Source organism: Tsukamurella ocularis (assembly GCF_965138335.1).
GTDB lineage: Bacteria > Actinomycetota > Actinomycetes > Mycobacteriales > Mycobacteriaceae > Tsukamurella > Tsukamurella ocularis_A.
Map to the genome: position 1 here is coordinate 119,213 of NZ_CBCSDV010000004.1, position 22,110 is coordinate 141,322.

At 75.2% G+C, this 22,110-nt stretch carries 6 protein-coding genes and 6 pseudogenes; 1 reads left to right on the plus strand and 11 read right to left on the minus strand.

Features of this window, described 5'->3' with window-relative positions:
* Together ACNAYW_RS06080 and ACNAYW_RS06085 are read right to left on the minus strand one after the other, a co-directional pair.
* A pseudogene (locus tag ACNAYW_RS06080) lies at nucleotides 1-3,755 on the minus strand (type I polyketide synthase); the annotation flags it as partial.
* The coding region (locus ACNAYW_RS06085) for an SDR family NAD(P)-dependent oxidoreductase (RefSeq protein WP_415848831.1) at nucleotides 3,755-6,367 on the minus strand (2,613 nt) is incomplete at its 5' end. The gene ACNAYW_RS06085 and the pseudogene ACNAYW_RS06080, both read right to left, overlap by 1 nt.
* Before the next feature lies 1 nt (nucleotide 6,368).
* Between ACNAYW_RS06085 and ACNAYW_RS06090 the strand changes: the two are divergent.
* Nucleotides 6,369-6,464: pseudogene (locus tag ACNAYW_RS06090) on the plus strand (hypothetical protein); the annotation flags it as partial.
* A gap of 7 nt (nucleotides 6,465-6,471) precedes the next feature.
* Here ACNAYW_RS06090 and ACNAYW_RS06095 read toward each other — a convergent pair.
* From ACNAYW_RS06095 to ACNAYW_RS06135, 9 genes and pseudogenes are all read right to left on the minus strand, one after another.
* Nucleotides 6,472-9,185 (minus strand): type I polyketide synthase (locus ACNAYW_RS06095; RefSeq protein WP_415848832.1); only part of this gene is annotated, 2,714 nt, incomplete at its 3' end.
* 2 nt (nucleotides 9,186-9,187) lie between these two features.
* A complete protein-coding gene (locus ACNAYW_RS06100) occupies nucleotides 9,188-9,745 on the minus strand; it encodes an acyl carrier protein (protein ID WP_415848917.1) in 558 nt (185 codons plus the stop codon).
* 75 nt (nucleotides 9,746-9,820) lie between these two features.
* Nucleotides 9,821-11,149 (minus strand): annotated as a pseudogene (locus ACNAYW_RS06105) (SDR family NAD(P)-dependent oxidoreductase); the annotation flags it as partial.
* A 6-nt stretch (nucleotides 11,150-11,155) separates the two neighbouring features.
* Nucleotides 11,156-12,076: pseudogene (locus ACNAYW_RS06110) on the minus strand (acyltransferase domain-containing protein); the annotation flags it as partial.
* 186 nt (nucleotides 12,077-12,262) lie between these two features.
* A pseudogene (locus ACNAYW_RS06115) lies at nucleotides 12,263-12,357 on the minus strand (hypothetical protein); the annotation flags it as partial.
* A gap of 20 nt (nucleotides 12,358-12,377) precedes the next feature.
* Nucleotides 12,378-13,933, minus strand: a pseudogene (locus ACNAYW_RS06120) (beta-ketoacyl synthase N-terminal-like domain-containing protein); the annotation flags it as partial.
* Complete coding sequence (locus ACNAYW_RS06125; RefSeq protein WP_415848833.1) at nucleotides 13,930-19,356, minus strand: beta-ketoacyl synthase N-terminal-like domain-containing protein; 5,427 nt, start codon at nucleotides 19,354-19,356, stop codon at nucleotides 13,930-13,932. The gene ACNAYW_RS06125 and the pseudogene ACNAYW_RS06120, both read right to left, overlap by 4 nt.
* A gap of 2 nt (nucleotides 19,357-19,358) precedes the next feature.
* Nucleotides 19,359-21,116 carry an AMP-binding protein gene (locus ACNAYW_RS06130; protein ID WP_415848918.1) on the minus strand — a complete coding sequence of 586 codons (1,758 nt, stop codon included), beginning with the start codon at nucleotides 21,114-21,116 and terminating at the stop codon, nucleotides 19,359-19,361.
* A 281-nt stretch (nucleotides 21,117-21,397) separates the two neighbouring features.
* Nucleotides 21,398-22,096 carry a thioesterase II family protein gene (locus tag ACNAYW_RS06135; RefSeq protein ID WP_415848834.1) on the minus strand — a complete coding sequence of 233 codons (699 nt, stop codon included), beginning with the start codon at nucleotides 22,094-22,096 and terminating at the stop codon, nucleotides 21,398-21,400.
* Nucleotides 22,097-22,110: the final 14 nt, after the last annotated feature.

Genomic DNA, 22,110 nt, shown 5'->3' on the forward strand with positions numbered 1-22,110 from the left:
GCGCGCTCGTCGAACCCGGCCGTGACGATCCGGCGGTGCGGCGCCGCGAGCGAGTCCGCGGCCGCGCGGGCGGCATCGTCGGTGCCCGCGAGCACCAGCCAGCCCTCGGAGCCCGTCGCGGCGGCCGCGGCCGGGGCGGGAACGGCCTCCCACCGGTGCCCGAACAGCTTGCGCTCCAACGGCAGCGGAACCGATCGGCGGTGGATGCGCCGGAGGAACACCCCGCGCACCTCGACGGCGACGGTCCCCGCGGTGTCGAGGACGGTGATGTCACCGGTGGCGCCCTCGTCGCCGAGGGAGGTGATCCGGGCGCGGCACAGCGCGCGGCGTCCCACCGGGGCGTGCAGCCGGATCGACTCCACGGCGACGGGGAGGTAGGCGGCGTCGCCGTCGGCGGCCTCGTCGGGCAGGGCCGCGGCGAGGGTCTGCAGCGCGGCGTCCAGCGCCACCGGGTGCAGCAGCAGCGCCGGGTGCGCGGTCGCCTCGGTAGGCAGCGCGATGTCCGCCTCGGCGGCGCCCGCCGGGTCGCGCAGCACTCGCTCCAGAGCGGCGAAGGCGCGGTCGTGGTGCGCGCCGGCACGGCGCAGCGCCGTGTAGACCGCGCGGGGTGAGACGGGCGCACCGTCGGCCGGGGCCCCGACGGGCGCTCCCGCCGGTTCCTGCGCCACGCCGACGCGGGCGCGGGCGTGCCGCACCCACTCCCCCGCGGCGGTGCGGCTGAACACCTCGACCAGGGCGGTACCGTCGTCGGCGCGCGTGAGCTGCGTGGTCAGTGGTACCGAATCGGTCAGCGGCAGCATCTGTTCCACGTCGAGCCGGGTCGCCGCGACGGCCTCCGGGCCCAGGGCCGCCCGGCCCGCGGCGAGCACGATCTCGGCGAACCCTGCGGCCGGCATGATCGGCTGCCCCTGCACCCGGTGGTCCGCGAGCCAGGCGATCGCGTCGAGGCCGACGTCACCGTGCCACACCACGCCCGTCCCGGAGGGCAGGTCCACGCGATCGCCGAGCAGCGGGTGCGCCGCGCCGGCGCCGCCGGCGCGGCGGCCGGGAACGGCGCTCGCCCAGTACCGCTCGTGCTTCCAGGTGTGCGGTGGCACGTCGATGATCCGGCCGGCCGGCGGCTCGCCGCCGAGCCGGGCGCGGTGGGTGTGGAAGACGACGGTCTCGTCCTCGTCGCGCAGCAGGGTGGGCAGCACCGCCACGCCGCGGTCCGGCGGAACGTTGTCCGTGAGCGCGTGCGTCAGGACGGGATGCGGGCTGACCTCGATCAGGGAGCCGTAGCGGGCGGCCGCCTCGGCCGCCACGGGGGCGAAGGAGACGGGCCGGCGCAGGTTCGCCACCCAGTACTCGGCGTCGAAGACGGGGGCCTCCTCGCCCGGCCGCACGGTGGAGAGCACCGGGATCCGGGGTGCGACGGGCTGCAGTCCGGCGAGGGCGGTGCGCAGCTCGGGCAGGATCGGGTCGACCGTCGCGTGGTGCGAGGCGACGTCCACCTCGACGCGGCGGGCCAGCAGGTTGCGGGCGGAGACCGCGGCCACGACGGCGTCGACCGCCTGCGTCGATCCGGCGACGACGGTCTGCCGCGGCGAGGCGATGACCGCGATCGAGACGCCCTCGTGCGCGCTGAGCAGGTCCTCGACGCTCGCGGCGTCCATCTCCAGCAGGGCCATCGCGCCCTGCCCGGACAGTTCGCGCCGCATGAGGGCGGACCGGGTGGCGATCACCCGCAGGCCATCGGCGACGGTCAGGCCGCCGGCCACCACGGCCGCGGTGACCTCCCCCATCGAGTGCCCGATGACGGCGTCCGGGGTCACGCCGTGGGCGCGCCACAGCTCGGCCAGCGCGAGCTGCGTTCCCACCAGCACCGGTTGGATCCGGTCGATGCCCTCGACGGGCTCTCCGCTGCGCAGGGTCTCCCGCAGCGAGAAGCCCACCTGCGCCGTGAACTCCGGCTCGATCCGGTCGACGGCGGCGGCGAACGCGGGCTCCTCGGCGAGCAGCCTGCGTCCCATCCCGGGCCATTGCGAGCCCTGTCCGGAGAAGGCGAAGACGACGCCGGGCTTCGGCGCCGCGGCGGGCGCGCCGACCCCCGGGCGGAACTCCCCGGCGGCCAGGGCCCGCAGCCCCTCGACGGCGCCCGCGTGATCCCGCGCGACGATTGCGCCGGCCACGGCCGCGCCGTCGCCCTGCCGGGCGGCGGTGTACGCGACGTCGTTCAGCGCGACGGACGTCCCCTTGCCGGCGAGCCAGGAGGCGAGGTCGGCGGCGCGCGCGGCGACCGCCTCGGCGGAGCCGCCGCCGATGCGGAGCACCGTCGGTCCGGCGGGCGGCGTGGACGGCTCGACGTCCGGGCCCTGCTCGAGCACGACGTGCGCGTTGGTGCCGCCCAGACCGAACGACGAGACGGCCGCCCGGCGCGGCCCGGTGGCCGACGGCCACGGATCCGGCTCGGTCGGCACGTAGAGCCGGGTGGGGGCGGCATCGATCGCCGGATTCCACCGGGTGAAGTGCAGGTTGGGCGGGACCTGGCCGCGGTGGACGGCGAGCACCGACTTGATGAACCCCGCGATCCCGGCCGCGGCCTCGAGGTGGCCCATGTTGGTCTTCACCGCGCCGAGCGCACAGCGGCTCTCGCCCGCGCCGTACACCTGGGAGAGCGCGTCGAACTCGATCGGATCGCCGAGCGCGGTGCCGGTGCCGTGGGTCTCGACGAAATGGATGGAGGCCGCGGGAACCTCGCCGAGGGCGCGGGCGATCACCTCCCGCTGGGCGGGCGCGTTGGGCGCTGTCAGCCCGTTGCTGCGGCCGTCCTGGTTGGTGGCCGAGCCGCGGACCACGGCGAGCACGCGGTCCCCGTCGCGCACCGCGTCGGTGAGCCGCTTGAGGACCACCACGCCGCACCCCTCGCCGCGCACGAAGCCGTCGGCCCCGGCGTCGAAGGAGTGGCACCGGCCCCGCGGCGAGAGCATCCCCCACTTGCCCAGCGCCAGTTGGGTCTCCGGCCGCAGGATCAGGCTCACGCCGCCCGCCAGGGCGAGGTCGCTCTCGCGCGAGCGCAGGCTCTGGCAGGCCAGGTGGACCGAGACCAGGGAGGAGGAGCACGCGGTGTCCACCGCGATCGCGGGGCCGCGCAGGCCCAGCAGGTAGGCGATCCGGCCCACGGTGACGCTGTGGGCGTTACCGGTCGCGGAGTACGCGTCGATCGTGTCCGGGTCCGCCGCCGACGTCGACTGGTACTCGTTGTAGTAGACGCCCATCATGACCGCGGCGCGCAGGCCCTCGGTGCGCTGCGTCGAGATGCCGGCGTGCTCGAGCGCCTCCCAGGCGACCTCGAGCAGGATCCGCTGCTGCGGGTCCATGGTCTCGGCTTCCCGCGGTGCGATGCCGAAGTGTTCGGCGTCGAAACCGGCTATGCCGTCGAGGAACCCGCCCCACTTCGAGGGCATCCGGCCGGGCATGGCGGGATCGGCGTCGAAGTAGGCATCGGCGTCCCAGCGGTCGGGCGGCACCTCCACCACGGCGTCCTGGGCGCGCATGAGCATGTCCCAGTACTGCTGCGGCGCGTTCGCGCCGCCCGGGAAGCGGCAGCCGATGCCGACGACCGCGATCGGCTCGGCCGCGGAGATCCGCGCCGCCTTGGCGAACTGGTCGGTGAGCGCGTCGCGCTGGACCTCGCTCATCGCCTGCACCCGCGCGTAGGTCGAACCGCGGGGCGCGGCGCCCGTCGTCGGCGATGTCTGGTCGGTATCGGCCATCAGATCTCTCCCTCGGCGAAGTCGAAGTTCTCCGCACTCTCGAACAGTTCGTCCAGCAGGCCGCCGACGTCGTCGGGTGCTGCCTCGACGCCGGGCGGCGGTGCGGCGCCGGGCGATGCGGCGCCGGCGGCCGCGGTCGGTGCGACGGTCGCGGCGATGTGCGCGGAGAGCCGGGCCACGGTCGGGTGGTCCCACAACATCGTGGCCGAGAGGTCCACCCCCAGAACCGCCTTGGCGTCGCGCAGCATCGCCATCGCCATCATCGAGTCCAGCCCCAGCTCGGGGAAGGGCTGCTCGACGTCCACGGCACCGGGGTCGGTACCCAGTTCTCGTGCCAGCACCTCTCGGAGCGCCCGCTCCACCGCGCCCGGCACCTCCGCGGGCGCGAGGGCCGTCAGGTCGGTGACGGGCATCGGGGCCGCGGTCGAGCCGTCGTCCCCGGGACCGGCGACGACGATCGGGTCGACCGCCGCGAACCGCACCCCGGTCAGCCGCAGTGCCGTTCGCCCGTCCGGGTCGTCCACCCGGACATCGACGAGCAGCCCCTCGTCGCGGTCGGCGCGGCGCCCCACCACGACGACGGCCTCGGCACCGAGATCCCCGTCCTGCGTCACGGATCCGATCGCGGTCGGCAGCAGCAGCCCGTCGTCGAGCCCGCCCGTGAGCCGCGCCAGGTGCACCGCGGCGTCGATCGCGGCCGCGGTGGCCGCCTCGCGCGGCAGCCGGACGCGGGCCCGCAGCGCGCCGGGACCGGCCTCGTGATCGACGACCTCCCAGCGGAACGGGACGCCCTCGACGCCCCACCCGCGGGCGAGCTCGGCCACCGCGGCGGCGTCGTAGTCGACGTCCTCGAGGCCCTCCTCGTGCGGGGCGACCGACTCCTCGGCCGCCGGCCGCGACCGCCCGGCCGGGGCACCGATCCCCGCCGCCGCGTGCCGGATCCACCGGTCGGCGGGCGCCTGCGGATCGGTGCTCGAGCTGATCGTGATCGCATCCGGGCCGGCGGTCACCCGCACGGCGCGCGGCTGATCGAGCACGATCGGGTACTCGAAGCGGATGTCGCGCAGCGGTTCCCCGGGGCGCGCCGCCAGCAGCGAGGCAGCGAGCACCGACACCGGCACCACCTCGACGCCGCGCACCCGGTGGGCCGTCGCGTGCGGCCGGTCCGCCGCGGACACGCGGACGTCGGCGCCGTTCACGGCCGTCAGGACGCCGGGGGCCGGTGTCGGCAGCTGCGCGAGGGTGGGCCCGGCGGCGCCGAGCAGGTCGTCGACCACCCGGAACGCGGTGCGGCTGCGGAAGTTCTCCGCGAGGCGCGGCCAGTCGGCGCCCACGACGATGCTCCGGGTGGGCGCCTCGGGCCCGAGCACGGCGGGCAGGCAGCGGACGGCGGCGTCGTTGGGCATCGGCGTCAGGCCCGCCGAGGCGGTCTCGGGCTGCGCCTGCGCCCAGGACTCGAACAGGCCCCAATCCACCACGCGGGCCGGAAGACCCAGGTGCCGTCGGGTCGCGGCGACCGCGTCCGCGTAGGCGTTCGCGGCGGTGTAGTGCCCCAACCAGCGCGAGCCGATGATCCCGGTGATCGACGAGAAGATCACGAACTCGCGCACCGGCGCACCGAGGCTCAGCCGATGCAGGTTGGCGAGGACGTCCACCTTGGACCGGAACATCGCGTCCACGTCGCCGTCGGTGAGCTCGGAGAGCGCCCCGGCGCCGCCCGCGAGTGCGGCGACGTGGATCCCGCCCAGCGGCGGCAGATCGGCCCCGAACCGCGCGAACAGCGCGGCCAGTGCCTGCGCATCGGAGGCGTCCACCGCGACCGGGATCACCGTCGCGCCCTGCGCGGCGGCCTCGTCCGCGAGTCCCTCCGGCAGCCCGCCGCGGCGCGAGAGCGCCACCACCGTACCGGCGCCCATCCGCGCCAGTTGACGCACCAGGTCGCCGCCGATGTTCCCGGTCGCACCCACCACCAAGTGGGCGAGGTCGGGGTCGACGTCGGCCCGGGCCATCGGGACGCTCGCGCGCCGCAGGCGCGGCACGCGGCGCACGCCCGCTCGGTGGTGCACCTGGTCGTCGCCGTCGTCGTTGCCGGCCTCGGCGCGCAGGATCGGCGCGAGCAGCGCCGGCGGGACGGCCGCATCGACGTCGACGAGGCCGCCCCAGAACTCGGGGTGCTCCAGCGCGAGGGTACGGCCGGCGCCCCACAGCGCGGCGTGCACCGCGCTCGCGGCCTCGCCCTCGGCGACCGCCTCCGCGTTGCGGGTGAGCACGGTCAGTCGCGGCGCGCGATCGCTCCCGGCGAGCAGCCGGACCAGCGCCGTCAGGTCGCCGAGCACGCGGCGCGCCGCGATCGGGTCGAGGCCGTCGGCGGCCGGCGCGGGGGCGTAGAGCACGCGGTCCGCGCCGGCGAGAGCGGCGCGCACCGCATCCGGGTCCTGGCGCAGCGCGGCGGCGGGCAGGCTGTCGGAGCCGGCCCCGAGCGCCTCCGCCAGCTCCGTGCCGCCGACCTCCGCGAGCACCAGCCACCGGCTGCTCTCGTCGGGCGCGCCGCCGGCCTCGCGGGCGGGGTGCTCGAGGGTGAGGAACCAGCCGTTGGGCCCACCGTCCGGCGCNGCCGTGATCGCCGAGGTCTCCGCCCGCGACCTCCTGGCCCGCCGGGTCGAGGTCGACGTGGCCTCGCACCACGCCACCGTCGACCCGATCCTGNNCNANCNNNTGCCGGCGGCGCAGCCACGGGGTGGTCGGCACGGCGACCGGTGGGCGCAGCGCCCCGACCGTCTCCGGGTACGACGGTCCGCGGACCGCGACCAGGTTTGCCTCGAAGACCGCCTGCTCCGGGGTCTCGCGCAGCAGGGTGCCCACCACCAGGTGATCCGCGTCGTCCACGCCGTCGGCGATCGCGCCGGTCAGCAGCGGGTGCGGGCTGATCTCGATGAAGGTGCCGTTCTCGGCGGCGGCAGCAGCGACGGCGTCCGCGAAACGCACAGGGTGGCGCAGGTTCTCGGCCCAGTAGTCGGCATCCGGGCGGGGCGCGCGCTCCCCCGCGCGCACGGTGGAGTGGAAGGTGATCCGGGGCGCGGTGGGGGCGACGCCGCTCAGCGCCGCCCGCAGCTCGTCCAGGATCGGGTCGACGGTGGCGTGGTGCGAGGCCACGTCGACCTCGACCCGGCGGGCCAGGAGGTCGCGGGCGGAGACCTCGGCGATCACGGCGTCGACCCGCTCGGGATCGCCCGCGACGACGCACTGCCGGGGCGACGCGACGACCGCGATCGAGACCCCGTCGTGGCGGGCCACGACCTCGGCCGCGGCGGCCTCGTCGAGCTCGAGGACGGCCATGGCGCCGCGACCGGCGAGCTCGCGGCGCATGAGGGCGGACCGGGTGGCGATCACGGTCAGGCCGTCCGCCACGGAGAGGGCCCCGGCGGTGACCGCCGCAGCGACCTCGCCCATCGAGTGCCCGATCACCGCGTCCGGGTGCACCCCGCGCGAGCGCCAGAGCTCGACGAGCGCGAGCTGCATCCCGACCAGCACCGGCTGGATGCGATCGATCCCGCTGGTCACCTCGCCGTCGAGCAGGGCCTGCTCCAGTGAGAAGCCCACGATGCGGCGGAATTCCGGCTCGAGCGCGCGGACGGCGTCCGCGAAAGCGGGTTCGGTGCGCAGTAGTCGCCGGCCCATCCCCGCCCACTGCGCGCCCTGCCCGGAGAAGACGAACACGGTCCCGCTGCGCCGGCCTCCGCGTTGGGGCGCGACCACCCCGGGCGCGGGGCGGCCGGCGGCCAGCGCCCGCAGGCCCTGTACGGCACCGTCGTGATCGCTCGCGACGACGGTGGCGATCCGCGGGAACCGGGGCCGCCGATGGGCGATCTCGTCCGCGACGTCGGCGAGCGGCACCGTCGCGCCCGGACCGGCGAGCCAGTCGGCGAGGTTCGCGGCGGCGGCCTCGACCCGACCGATCGATTTGCCGGACACGATGATCCGGTGCACGGTGGCGTCGCCGGGCTCCGGCGCGGGAGCGGCGGCCGGGTCCGCGGCGGGCGCCTCCTCGAGCACGACGTGGGCGTTCGTCCCGCTCACGCCGAAGGAGGAGACCCCGGCCCGGCGTGGGCGATCCCGCTCGGGCCAGTCCACGGTGTCGGTGGGGAAGACGAAGCGCGCCGCACCCGCGCAGGCGTGCGGCGTGAGGGACTCGAAGTGCAGGTTCCGCGGGATCCGGCCCCGGCCCAGGGCGAGCACGGTCTTGATGACGCCGGCGATGCCGGCGGCGGACTCGAGGTGCCCGAGGTTGGACTTGACCGCACCGACGATCAGCGGCGCCGCCTCGCCGCGCTCGCCGAAGACCCGGTCGAGGGTGTCGAGTTCGATCGGATCGCCGAGTCCCGTTCCGGTGCCGTGCGATTCCACGAAGTCGATGTCGGCCGGTTCGAGGCCGGAGGCGTCGAGCGCCTGCCGGAGCAGCGCCTGCTGCGCCGGACCGTTGGGCACCGTCTGGCCGCTGCTCGCGCCGTCCTGGTTGACGGCGGTGCCGCGGACCAGCGCGAGCACACGGTCGCCGGCGGCGACGGCGTCCGAGAGCCGCTTGAGCACGACGACGCCGCAGCCCTCGCTGCGGACGTAGCCGTCGGCGGCGGTGTCGAAGGACTTGCACCGGCCGTCCGGGGCGAGCATCCCCCAGCGCGAGCAGGCGATGCTGTTCTCCGGGCTGAGAACGAGATTGACACCGGCCACGAGCGCGGCGTCGCTCTCCCGGCGGCGCAGGCCCTGGCAGGCGAGGTGCATCGCGCTCAGGGACGACGAGCACGCGGTGTCGAGCACGACCGCCGGCCCGTTCAGGCCGAGGAAGTACGACAGCCGGCCCGCGGCGAAGTTGTGCGCGCTGCCGAAGGGGATGTACGGGTCGATCTCGTCGAGCTCGAGCTCGCCGGCGAGGGCGTTCGAGTAGTCGGCGGTGGTGAGGCCGACGTACACCCCGGTGCGGGTGCCGCGCAGGCTGCTGGGCACGATCCCGCTGTGCTCCAGGGCCTCCCACGCCACCTCCAGCAGGAGCCGGTGCTGGGGATCCATGCCCGCGGCCTCGCGCGGGGAGATGCCGAAGAACTCCGCGTCGAACTGCGCGGGGTCCCAGTGGGTGAGGAAGCCGCCGTCGCGGTTGCAGATGGTGCCGGGAACCGTGTGGTCCGCCGAGTACAGCGCGTCGGCGTCCCACCGGTCCTCGGGCACGCGCACGACGCCGTCGGCGCCGCTCTCGAGCAGGTCCCAGTACTCGTCGGGGCCGTCGACCCCGCCGGGCAGGCGGCAGCCCATGCCCACGACGGCGATGGGCTCCCTCGCGCCCTGCTCGGCGATCGCGAGCCGCTCGGTGAGGTCGTCGATCCGCCGTAGCGCGTCGGTGATGAGTGCCCGGCGGTCCGGGGTGGTGGCGGACGTCATGATCAGCCCAGCCTTTCCGCGAGCTGCGCGAGCAACTCGTCCTCACTGAAGTCGTCGTAGTCGTCGGTGGCGGCGTCGACCGCACGGGCCTCGATGAGCTCGGGCAGGATGGCGGACAGATGGGCGGTGAGGCCGTCGGCGCTCGGGTAGTCGAAGACCACCGAGGTCGGCAGGTCCTCGCCGACGGCCTGGGCGAGCGTGCGCGCCACGGTGACCACGGTGAGCGAATCCATGCCGGCCTGGAAGAAGCCCGCGCCCCGGTCGAGCACCGCCGCGGATTCGAGTCCCAGTGCCGCGGCCACGATCTCGGCGACGGCGTCGCCGAGGAGGGTCTCGCGCTGATCGAGCGGCGCGGCCCGCAGGGCGGTCCGCAGCTCCGTGGCGGCGTCGGTCGTGCCGCCCCCGGCGTGCGCGTCCAGGTCGTCGACGATGCGCAGCGCCGCCCGCACCCGGTACGCCGCGGCCAGCGTCGGCCAGTCGGCGGCGACCACCACCGACCGCACCGGGGCCCCGGGCGCGAGGGCGCGAGGAAGGGCGCGGATCGCGATCCCGTCCTCCATGGGGACCAGGCCGGAACTCTCGGTGGTCTCGCGGACCACGGCGTCCTGCGTCTCGTACAGCGAACGCCACAGTCCCCAGTTGATCACCGTCGCGGGCAGTCCCGCGGCGCGCCGGGCGAAGGCGAAGGCGTCGAGGTAGGTGGTGGTCGCCGCGTAGTGGCCCAGCCACCGCGAGCCGGTCAGGCCCGAGATCGAGGTGAACAGGACGAAGGCGTCGAGGTCGACGGTGCGCGTGAGCCGGTCCAGCGCCGCCACCGCGTCGAGCTTCGGGCGGAACATCGCCGTCACGTCCTCGTCGCGCATCTGGGCGAGCGTCACCGGGCCGCCGCCGAAGGCCGCCAGGTGGACGGTCGACAGCCGCGGCAGGTCCGCGCCGAACCGGCGGAAGAGCGGGGCCAGGGATGCCTCGTCGGCGGCGTCGGCGGCCACGACGTGCAGCGTCGCGCCGCGCTCGGCCAGCTCCCGTACGAGCGGTTGCAGCCGGTCCCCGGGGGTGCGCGCGACCGCGACGACGGTGCGCGCCCCGGCGCGGACCAGCTCGCGGATCACGGTGGGCCCCAGGTTGCCGGTGGCGCCGATCACCAGGTGCGCGGCGTCCGCGTCGAGCACGTCCCCGTCGGGCGCCGCCGCGCCGCGCGCCGGGCGCAGGCGCGGCACGTGCCGCACTCCGCCGCGGTGGACGACCTGGTCCTCGGCACCCGGCCCGCCGCCCTGCCCGATCTCCGCGCGCAGGTACCGCGCGAGCACGGGCGCGGGGACGGAGGCGTCGACGTCGAGCAGCCCACCGAAGTGCTGCGGGTGTTCCAGGGCGAGCGTGCGACCCAGGCCCCACAGCACGGCGTGCGCGGGATCGGCGCGGTCGCCGACGTCGATCGGCTGCGCGTTGCGGGTCACCAGGTGCAGCCGGCCGCCGCCGTGGGCGACGAGGGCGGTCACTAGCGCGCGTCCGGTGGCGAACACCGCGTACCCGGCGCGCGGGTCGAGCGGATCCGCGGCGGGCGCGGGCACGTGGACGACGTGGTCGGCCGCGGTGAGCGCCGCCAGCGCCGTCGGGGCGGGAACCGTATCGGGCGTGGCGAACTCGGCCGCGGAGACCAGCGTCGCGCCCTCGCCCAGCGCGGCGGCCAGGTCCCGCGCACCGTCGCCGTCACCGATCACGGCCCAGGTCCCGCCGGACGGCGCGTCCTGCTGCGGGGCGTCCTGCGCGACCCAGTCGAGTCGGTAGCGCCAGTCCGCGGGCTCCCCGGCACCGGGGTCGGCGGGCGCGCCGGCGGCGCCGGGGCGCACTCCGGAGCGCTCGGCCAGCCAGTACGGACGGTGCTGCCACGGCGCGGTGGGGAGCCTGCCCGCCGCGCCGCGCGCTCCGGCGTCCGCCGCCGGCCGCGGTGGGCGGACGGCGGCCACGGCGCGCCGGAAGGCGACGAGGTCGTCACCGTCGCGCTCGAGCGTGCCGAGCACGAGGGCATCCCCGGGGAGGGTCGCGGCGAGCGCGTGCGTGAGGACCGGGTGCGCGCTGATCTCGATCACGGTCCCGTGTCCCGCGACGGCGGCGACCGCGCCGCGCAGGTCGACGGGCCGGCGGACGTTGTCCGCCCAGTAGTCGGCGTCGACGTGGGGCGCGGCATCGCCCGCGCGCACCGTGGAGTGGAACGGGATCGACGGGGTCGCGGGGATCAGGTCCGCGAGGGCGGCGGTGAGCCGGCCGAGGATCGGGTCCATCTGGGCCGTGTGCGAGGCGACGCGCATATCCACGCGGCGGGCGAAGACGTTGTGCGCCGTCGCCGCCTCGATGACGGCGTCCACGGCCGCGGGCGGGCCGGCGACGCCGGTCTGGCCGTCGGCGGCGAGGACCGCGATCTCTACACCCGGGTGCGGCGCGATGAGCTCGGCGGCGGCCTCCGCGCCGACGCCGAGCATCGCGACCGCCCCCTGCCCGTCGCGCTCGGCCATCAGCGCGCCGCGCGCGGCGACCACGCGCAGGCCCTGCTCCACCGTCAGCGCGCCCGCGACCACGGCCGCCGTCACCTCGCCGACCGAGTGGCCGATGACGGCGTCGGGCTCGACGCCGTGCGCGCGCCAGGCTTCGGTGAGCGCGAGCTGCAGCCCGACCAGGGCGGGTTGCAGCCGCTCGTCGCCCTCGAAGGGCAGGCCGGCGGCGAGGGCGTCGCGCAGCGAGAATCCGACCTGCGCCTGGAAGTCCGGCTCCAGCCGGTCCACGGCGGCGGCGAAGGCGGGCTCCTGCGCGAGCAGGTCGCGTCCCATCCCGGCCCACTGCGCGCCCTGTCCGGAGAAGACGAAGACGGTGCCACCGCCGGGGTTGTCGGAGCGCACCGGGGTCAGTGCGGTGTGCTGCTCGCCCGCGGCCAGGGCCCGGAGCGCGGCCGCAGCGCCCGCGGTGTCGCGCGCGACGACGCTCGCCGTGACGGAGTGGGTGGGGCGCCGCAGCGCGAGGGCGGCCGCCGCGGCCGGCAGCGGGAAGCCNGCCCCGGCACCGTCGANCCNGTCGGCGAGGCGCTNCGCCCACGCGGCGAGACGGGGCGCGGACGGGGCGGAGAGCGTCAGGGTGGTCACCGGCTCGGCCGGGGGCGGCGGGCCGTCCGCGCGCGCGGGCGNCTNCTCGAGCACGACGTGNGCGTTGGTGCCGCCGAAGCCGAACGAGGAGATCCCGGCGCGGCGCGGCCGGTCGACGGCCGGCCACGGCCGCTGCTCCTGCACGACGGCGAGCCGCAGCTGATCGAACGGGATGTGCGGGTTCGGGTCGGCGTGGTGCGGGGTGGCGGGCAGCAGCCGATGCCGCAGGGCGAGAACGGTCTTGATCATGCCCGCGATGCCGGCGCCGCCCTCGAGGTGGCCGAGGTTCCCCTTGACGGAGCCGATCAGGAGGGGCTCGTCGGCCCGCCGGCCGCGGCCGAGGACTCCGCCCAGCGCGCGGGCCTCGATCGGGTCGCCCAGCGGGGTGCCTGTGCCGTGCGCCTCCACGTAGTCCACGTCGCGGGGCGAGACGCCCGCCGCGGCGTACGCGCTGCGCAGGACCGCCATCTGCGCGGCGGGGTTGGGCGCGAACAGCCCGTTCGAGAGGCCGTCCTGGTTGACGGCGCTGCCGCGGATCACGGCGAGCACGTCGTCGCCGTCGCGCTGGGCGTCGGAGAGCCGCTTGAGCACCACTACGCCGCAGCCCTCGCCGCGGACGAAGCCGTCGGCCGCGGCGTCGAACGCGCGGCACGTCCCCGTCGGCGAGAGCGCGCCGGAGGCGTCGAAACCGCGGAAGACGGCCGGGGAGAGCAGCAGGTTGACCCCGCCGACGAGCGCGGTGTCGGACTCCCCCAGTCGCAGCGATTGCGTGGCGAGGTGCACCGCGACCAGCGAGGAGCTGCACGCGGTGTCGATGGTGAGGGAGGGCCCGCGCAGGTCGAGCAGGTAGGAGAGCCGGTTGGCGATGATGCTCAGCGCGCCGCCGGTGTTGCTCCAGGCGTCGATCGCGGTCAGGTCGGCCGCGGAGAGGACGCCGTACTCGCTCAGGCACGCGCCGACGAAGACGCCGGTGCGACTGCGCCGCAGCGATTCCGGCGGAATGCCCGCGCGTTCGAGCGCCTCCCAGGCCACCTCGAGCAGGATCCGCTGCTGCGGGTCCATGGCGGCCGCCTCGCGCGGCGGGACGCCGAAGAACTCCGCGTCGAAGCCGGCGATGTCGTCGAGCAGGCCGGCCCACCGCGTGGTGCCGGCGAGGACGGCGCCGAGCTCCTCGCCGCCGTCGTCCCACGGCGCCCACCGGTCGGCGGGCACTTCGCGCACACCGTTGCGGCCGCCGGAGAGCAGGTCCCACAGGGCGTCCGGATCGTCGGCGCCGCCGGGGAACCGGCAACCGAGGCCGACGATCGCGATCGGTTCGTCGATGCGGCCCCGCGCGCGGTCCTCGATGTCGGTCTCGGGCCGGTGCGCCGCGTCGTCGGTCAGGTGTGCGACGAGCTGATCGATCGTGGGATGCTCGAACAGCTCGACCGGGGAGACCGGCCGTCCCACCAGTTCACCCAGCTCACCCGCCAGGACGATGGCGTCCTTGGAGCCGACACCGAGATCGATGAGCGGCGTTCCCGTTCCGAGGGCGGACCGGTCGACGCCGAAGCGATCGACCAACTGCTGGACCATCCAGGAGCGGATCGTCCCCGCGTCCGGTTGCACCGTCGTCATAGTGCGTTCTCCTCCACGCTGTCGAACAGGCTCTCCAACAGGCCGTCCTCCGTGCCCTCGACGGCGCCGTGGCCCGCGGCCGGCGCCCCGTCCACCTGCACGCCCACCCGTTCCGCGAGGTGCCCGGCGAGCGAGCCCAGCGTGGGGTGGTTCCACAGCATCGTGACCGACAGCTCCGTGCCCACCAGCTCCTCGGCATCGCGTCGGATCGACATGGCCATCACGGAATTGAGCCCGATGTCGGCGAAGGGACGATCGGCGGTCAGCTCGCCCGGGTCGAGGCGCAGCTCGCGCGCGACGATGCCGCGCAGCCCGTCCTCGATGCGGCTCAACGCGTCCGCGGGCTCCATCGCGGACCAGTCGGAGCCGGGTTCGGCGGCCGCGGCCGGGGCGGCGCTCTCGGCCGCGGGGCGCGGCACCATGATCGCCTGGGTCGGGCCGTGCGCGGCCGCGTGATCCCATGCTGCGAAGGCCTCTCCGGACCGGATCGGGCGCGAGCCGAGCCTCGCCAGCTCGTCCCGGACCACCACGGCGTCGGCGCCGAATCCCATGCCGTCCCACGCGACCCAGTCCAGCGCGAGGGTGTCGTCGGCGCCCTCGTGGGCCCGGCGCCGGGCGAGGCCGTCGAGGTAGGCGTTCGCCGCCGCGTACGCGCCCTGCCCGGGAACGCCGAAGACGGCGCCGGCCGAGCCGACGAGGTGCAGGAAGTCGACGCTGCCCGGCGGGAAGGCGTCGGCGATGGCGCGGGCCCCGGCGACCTTGGGCGCGAGCACCGCCCGCACCGCATCCGGTTGCAGGTCGGTGAGCAGGGTGGCGGACTGCACGCCGGCCGCGTGCACGACGCCGCGGATCGGCGGGGCGCCCGTCCGGTCGCGGGCATCGAGGTAGTCCACCAGGGCGCCGGGCTCGGCCACGTCGAGCCGGACCGCCTCGACGGCGATGCCGCGACGCTCGAGCGCGATCACCGCGTCGATGCGGCGCCGGGTCTCGGCGTCCTCGGCGTCGGCCCACTCGTCGCGCCGGGGCAGGGCGGTGCGTCCGGCGAGCACGATGCGGCGGGCGCCGCGATCCGCGAGCCAGCCGGCGATCGCCGGGCCCAGCCCGCCCATGCCGCCGGTCACCAGGTAGGCGGCGTCCGGGCGGCAGCGCAGCGGGTAGCCGGTGCCCGCCGCCTCGAACGGCGTGGGCACTCCCGACGTGATCCGCCCGTCCCGGAGCCGCAACGGATTCCGCAGCCCCCGGGCGCCGAGCGCCGCGACGATCGTGCGGGCGGAACCCGCGTCGACACCGCCCGGTGCACGGTCGAGGAGACCGCCCCACGACTGCGGATGTTCGGCGGCGACGACGCCGGCGAGGCCCCACAGCACCGCCTGCGCGGCCGCGTCCGGGGTGCTGCCGTCCGCCGCGCCCTCGGTGATCAGCCAGAGCCGACCGCCTCCGTCCGCGGAGACCAGCTCCCGCACCAGGCGCAGCACGTCCTCGGTGTAGCGGTGCGCGGCCTCGAGATCGGTCTCCCCCGCGCGCGGCCGGGCCACGTACACGACGCGATCCGCATCGGTCGGGGCGGCGGCGCGCGGGCCGGACGCGGTCAGCGCGGCCGCGACGTCGTCGGAGCCGAGCACCGCGACACCCGCGACCGGGTCGGCCTCGGCCCCGGCCTCCCACGGCGTCCACTGCAGGGTGTGCACGATCTCCGCGGGCAGCGCATCGGGTTCCTGCGCACCCTCGTCGAGGGCGGCGAACCGCAGCCCCCGCAGCGCGGCGAGCGGGCGCCCGTCGGCCGCGTTCACGTCGATGTCGACGCCGCCGAGCAGGAAGTCCGCGCCGCGCAGCGACTGCCCGGGCCGCGACGGCCGGACCACCACCGTCGCCGGGCCCTCCTCGGGTTCGCCGAGCACGTGCATCGACCGGACGGTGGCGGGTACCAGCAGGCGCGGATCCTCCAGGGCGATCATCCGCGCGGCGGAGACCGCGGCGTCGAGCAGCGCGGTGAGCGGCGCGGTCGGGGCGGAGACCGTGATGGCGGCCGCGTCCTCACGGGCGCGGACGGCCGCGACGGCCCACGGGTAGGGGGTGCCGCTCACGCCCCACGCCGCCGGCGGTCCCGCGGGCGGCGCCTGCTCGACGCCGTCGGACCCGGGCCCGGCGAGCGGTGCGGGCGCCGACCCCACGGCGAGCCGCGCGGTCGCGTGCCGCGTCCAGGGCCCGGCGTCATCGGGCGCGCTGGAGAGGGCGAGCGCACCGTCGTCGGCCACGACCTGGATCGTGCGTTCGCGGTCGAGCACCAGCGGGCGCTCGAAGGCGAGTCGGTCGACGCCCTCGGCGCCGATGTCGGCGGCCGCGGCCGCGAAGGTCCGCAGGAGCACGGAGACGGGCACCAGCTCGACCTCGCGGATGCGATGCCCTCCGGGGTACGGGCGCAGTCCGGGCGCGATCCGAGCGCGCCACAGGTGCTCGGCACCGGCGCCGGCGATCGGGACGTGGCCGCCGAGCACGGTGCCCGGGCGCGGCACCAGCCCGGGGCCCGCGGCCCGCCGCGTCGGGCGCACCCAGTGGCGGGTGTGCCGCCACGGTGTGGCGGGCAGGTCGACGTGCGGGCCCCGCGCCAGGGCGACGGGCCGGCCGACGACGGCCAGGGCCGTGTGGAATTCGATCCGCTCGTCGCCGTTCCGCACCAGGGTGCCGGTGACGCGGTGGCCGGAGTCACTGAGGGACTCCGCGACGGCGTGGGTGAGGATCGGGTGCGGCGAGACCTCGACGAAGGTGCCCCAGCGCTCATCCGCGGCGTTCACCGCGTCCGCGAACCGGACGGGCGACCGCAGGTTCGCGCACCAGTAGTCCGCGTCGAAGACCGGGGACTCGACGCCGGCGCGCACCGTCGACAGGACCGGGATCGTGGGGGTCCGCGGACTCAGACCCGCGAGTTCCGTGCGCAACTCGTCCAGGATCGGATCGACCGTGGCGTGGTGCGAGGCCACGTCGACCTCGACCCGGCGCGCCAGCCGGCCGCGCGCCGCGACCGCGTCGATCAGCGCGTCGATCCGGTGCGGCTCCCCCGCGACGACGGTCTGCCGCGGCGAGGAGAGCACCGCCACCGTCACCCCCTCGAAGCCGGCCGCGACCTCGTGGGCGGCCGCCGCATCCATCTCGATCAGCGCCATGGCGCCGCGGCCGGAGAGCTCCCGGCGCATGAGGCGGGACCGGGTGCAGATCACGCGGAAGCCGTCGTCCACGGTCAACCCGCCCGCGACGACCGCGGCGGTGACCTCGCCCATCGAGTGCCCGATCACCGCGGCGGGCACCACGCCGTACGCGCGCCACAGCGCCACCAGCGCGAGCTGCACGCCGACCAGCAACGGCTGGATCCGATCGATGCCCGTCACGGGCTCGCCCGAGCGCAGCGCTTCGAGCAGGGAGTAGCCCGCGTGCGCGGTGAAGACCGGGTCCAGCTCCGCCACCGCGGCCGCGAAGGCCGGTTCCTCGTCGAGGAGGCGGCGCCCCATCCCCGCCCACTGCGAGCCCTGTCCCGAGAAGACGAAGACCACCCCGGAGCGCGGCGCGGCCTCGCGGGGCGGGACCACGCCCGCGGCGCCCGCCGCCCCACCGGCGAGGGCACGCAGACCGGCGGTCGCGGCGTCTCGGTCGGCGGCCACGACGGCACCCGTGCAGCGTCCGCGCGCGCGGCGGTGCGCCAGCGCTGCGGCGGCATCGGCCAGATCGACTCCGCGGCCGGCATCGTCGAGCCAGTCCGCGAGGACGCCGGCGAATCCCGCGACACGGCTGGGCGATCCGGCCGAGACCTCCAGCCGGAACGGCCCGGTGCCGGGCGCCGCGGCAGGTGCTGCGGCCGCGGGCGCCTGCTCGAGGACGACGTGGGCGTTGGTACCGCCGAAGCCGAAGGACGAGACGCCGGCCCGGCGCGGCCGGTCGACGGCCGGCCACGCGGTGCCCTCGGCGACGACCCGCAACCGGTGCGCGTCGAAGGGGATGTGCGGGTTGGGGGTGGTGTACCCGACGGTGCCCGGTATGCGCCCGGTCCGCAGGGCGAGAACGGTCTTGATGAAGCCCGCGACGCCCGCCGCGGCCTCGAGGTGGCCGATGTTGGCCTTGACGGCGCCGAGGAGCAGCGGCGCCTGCGCCGCTCGGCCGCGACCGAGCACCCCGCCGAGCGCCCTGGCCTCGATCGGATCACCGAGCAGCGTTCCGGTCCCGTGCGTCTCGACGTAGTCGACCTCGGCCGGAGCGATGCCCGCGTCGGCGTACGCGGCGCGGAGTACGGCGCTCTGCGCCGCGGGATTGGGCGCCGTGAGCCCGTTCGAGCGACCGTCCTGGTTGACCGCCGAGCCGCGCACCACGGCCAGCACGCGGTCACCGTCGCGCTGGGCGTCCGTGAGCCGCTTGAGCACGACCACGCCGCAGCCCTCGCCGCGGACGTAGCCGTCCGCCGCGGCGTCGAAGGAGTGGCACCGGCCCGTCGGCGACATGGCCCCGAGCTGGTCGAAGCTGCGGGTCACGGCGGGCGAGAGCATGGTGTTGACCCCCGCGGCGACGGCGAGATCCGTTTCGCCCGAACGCAGGCTGCGGCAGGCGAGGTGGATCGACACCAGGGACGAGGAGCACGCCGTGTCGATCGTGACGGAGGGTCCGCGCAGGTCGAAGGCGTAGGAGACGCGGTTGGCGATGACGCTGAGCGCGCTGCCGGTTCCGGACCACCCGTCCACCGCACCGAGATCGCCGCCCACCAGGTACCCGTACTCGGCGGCACAGGCGCCCGCGAAGACGCCGGTGGCGGACCGGGCGAGCGAATCCACCGGTATCCCCGCGTGTTCGAGCGCCTCGTGGGCGACCTCCAGCAGCAGTCGCTGCTGGGGATCCATCTTCTCGGCCTCGTTGGGCGAGACGCCGAAGTGCTCGGCGTCGAAGGCCTCGATGTCGTCGAGGTAGGCACCCCACCGCGTGGTGGTACGCGCGGCCTCCATGTTCTCCGGTGCGTCGCCGACGAAGCCGTCCCACCTGCCGTCGGGGACCTCGCCGACGGCGCACCGTCCCGATTCCAGGAACGCCCAGTAGTCCTCCGGTCCGCGGATGCCCGCCGGGAACCGGCATCCCATGCCGATCACGGCGACCGCGTCGTCGGTCGCGCGCTGGTTCCGCGCCGGTGTCCGTGCGACGTCCCCCGCCCCCGCGCCCGCGAGTGCGGCCGCGAGGGAGTTCACGGACGGGTGCTCGAACAGTTCCTCGACGGGGACGGCTCGGCCGAGCAGCTCACTCAGCTCACCGGCCAGTACCACCGCGTGCGTCGACCCGAGCCCGAGGTCGCGCACGGGTGCATCCGGATCCACCTGATCCGGGGTGCAGCCGACGACGTCGACGAGGTGGTCGGTCAACCACGCTCGGAGGGCGGCCTCGTCAGGACCGGCCATGATCAGGCCTCGCCCAGCCTCTGCAGCGCCCCGGACCGATACAGATCGGCGGTCTGCCGGCGACGGGTCTTGCCGCTCGTGGTGATGGGAATGGCACCCTGCGGCACCAGCGCGACATCCGCGACCCGCAGGGCGTGCTTCTGCGCGATCGCGGTGGTCACCCGGCTGCGCACGTCCCGCACCAGTTCCGCGATCTCGGCGGGATCGGCAGGAAGGCGGCGCAGTTCGGCGACCACGACCAGGCCCTCGGTCCCCTCGCCCGCGACGGCGAGCGCGGCGGTCCGCGCGCCCGTGTGGGCGGTGACGGTGGCCTCGATGTCGTCCGGGTAGTGGTTGCGACCGTCGATGATGATGAGGTCCTTGATCCGTCCGACGATGAACAGATCGCCCTCGAACATCACCCCCAGATCGCCCGTGCGCATCCACGGTCCCTCCGGGACGCCCTCGGACGGTGTGTTCAGGCGGCCGTTGAAGACCTGCTCGGTGCGCACCGGATCGCGCCAGTAGCCCGCAGCCAGGTTCTCGCCGTACGCCCAGATCTCTCCTACCCGGCCGTCCGGGCTCTCCTCGCACGTGTCGGGATCGACGATCCGGAACACCGTGCTGCGCGGGCCGCCGAGGCCCACCTGCACGGAGGCGTCGTCGCCGTCCACCCCCGCCTCGACGCGGAGCGCGTAGCCCGCCGCGAGCTTCTCCAGATCGAAGGCCACGATGGGCAGTTCGCGTCCGGGCTCCAGCGAGGAGACGTAGAGCGTGGCCTCGGCCAGACCGTACGCGGGCAGCTGCACACCGTCCCGCAACCCGAACGGGGAGAACCGTTCGTTGAACCGGCGCACGGTGCCGGCCTGCACGCGCTCGGCGGCGTTCATGACGCCGTGCACACGTGCGAGCGAGAGCCCTTCGAGGTCCTCGTCGCGGGTGCGCCGCGCTGCGAGATCGAAGGCGAAGTTGGGCGCCGCCGAATGCGCATCCGGGTACATGGCCAGGAGTCGGATCCAACGAGAGGGCTTCTGCAGGAACGACACCGGGCTGGTGACCACCGCGTGGCGGCCGGTCCCCACCGGCGCCATGATCCCCAGCATCAAGCCGAGGTCGTGGAAGAACGGGAGCCAGGAGACGAGGGTCGTCTCCTCGGTGGGGCGGCCGCCGTTGTCGGCGAACTGGTCGGCCACGATCTGATTGATGTTGAGCGCCACGTTCCGGTGGGTGACCATGACGCCCGAGGGCGTGCCGGTCGATCCCGAGGTGTACTGCAGCAGCGCGGGCCGCGCACCCGAGTGCTCGCTGCGGTACGAGCCGGCAGGGCCGTCGTAGTCGAGTGCGTCGAGCTCGATCATCGTGATCGCCGGGCCCGCAGCGGCGTTGACCGAGGGGAGGACGGCGTCGATCGCCGCCGTGGTGGTGAGCACCGCCACCGGTTCGCAGTTCTCCAGCACCTTCGACGCGCGTTCGTCGTGCACACCGAAGATCGGCACCGACAGGGGCACGGCGATCAGTCCGGCCTCGAGCGCGCCGAGGAAGCCGACGATGTAGTCCATCGACTGCGGCGCCAGGAGGGCGACCCGGTCGCCCGCGACGCCGTGACGCAGCAGCTCCGCGGCCACGACTCGGACCCGGTGATGGAGCTCCGACCAGGTCAGCGTCTCGAAGAAGCCGTCCGGGTCGACGTCGTAATCGACGAAGGTGAACGCGGGCTCATCGGCCTGCGTCCTCGACCGACGCTCCAGCGCAACGGGGATCAGCTCATCCTCAGGGGCGATAGACACTTGCACCACACCTTCCGTGCCGACGACATCGGGGCGTTCCTGCGCCGCCCCGTCGGGACGACGCCCCCAACAGGTACGTCAGTTCCCAGTTGTTTGCAACTGCGCGAAGTATGGCACGAATGAATCACACCCGTCCGGCGTTCGCACGATCGACAAGGGCGGCCCCGCCGAAAGCACGGCTGACGTGCGGACGATCAAAACCGTCTCAGGACAGCACAATCAACGCTGCATTAACCACCAGGGACGTTGCGGGTTCATCGAGCGGCGTTGCGGATTCACCGGGCGGCAGGGAATCGTTCCTCGATGTCCGCGGCCAGGTCCGCGGCGCACTCCTCCAGGTAGAAGTGGTGCCCCTCGAACGTGGTCAGGTCGAACGTCCGTGAAGTCCGATCTACCCAGTGACGCATACTCTCCACGGTCGCGATTTCATCATTCGTTCCAGCGTAGGCGTGGATCGGGCACTCCAGCACCGCTTCCGCGGGGGCTCGGTAGCGCGTGATCGCCTGGAAGCCGCGCAGCGTGGGCAGGATCCGGGGCGCGAACTCCTCGTGCGCCAGGAGCCGCGGATCGATCCCCGTCATGGATGCGGCCGCGGCGAGCAGCGCATCGTCCGTCCCGCCGATGTCGTCGAACCCGCTGTGCCCCGGCGCGGCGCACGCGGAGACGAACAGGGCGTCCACCGCGCGGCCCTGTGCGGCGAACCGGCGCGCCGTCTCGAACGCCACGAGCGCTCCCATGCTGTGCCCGAAGAACGCGATCGGGCCGTCGCCCACCGTCTCCGGGGAGAGCTTGCGCCACAGGCGATCCACGAGCTGCTCGATCCCGTCCAGACTGGAGACGTCATGCGTGCCACCACGCCCCGGGTACGGGACCGCGATCCGCCGGATCGCCGGCGAGAACCGCTGCGCGAACGGCGCGTAGTACGAGGGCGCCCCGCCGGCGTGCGGGAAGATGAACAGCGTCGCAGTACTCACGCTGTGCACCTTAA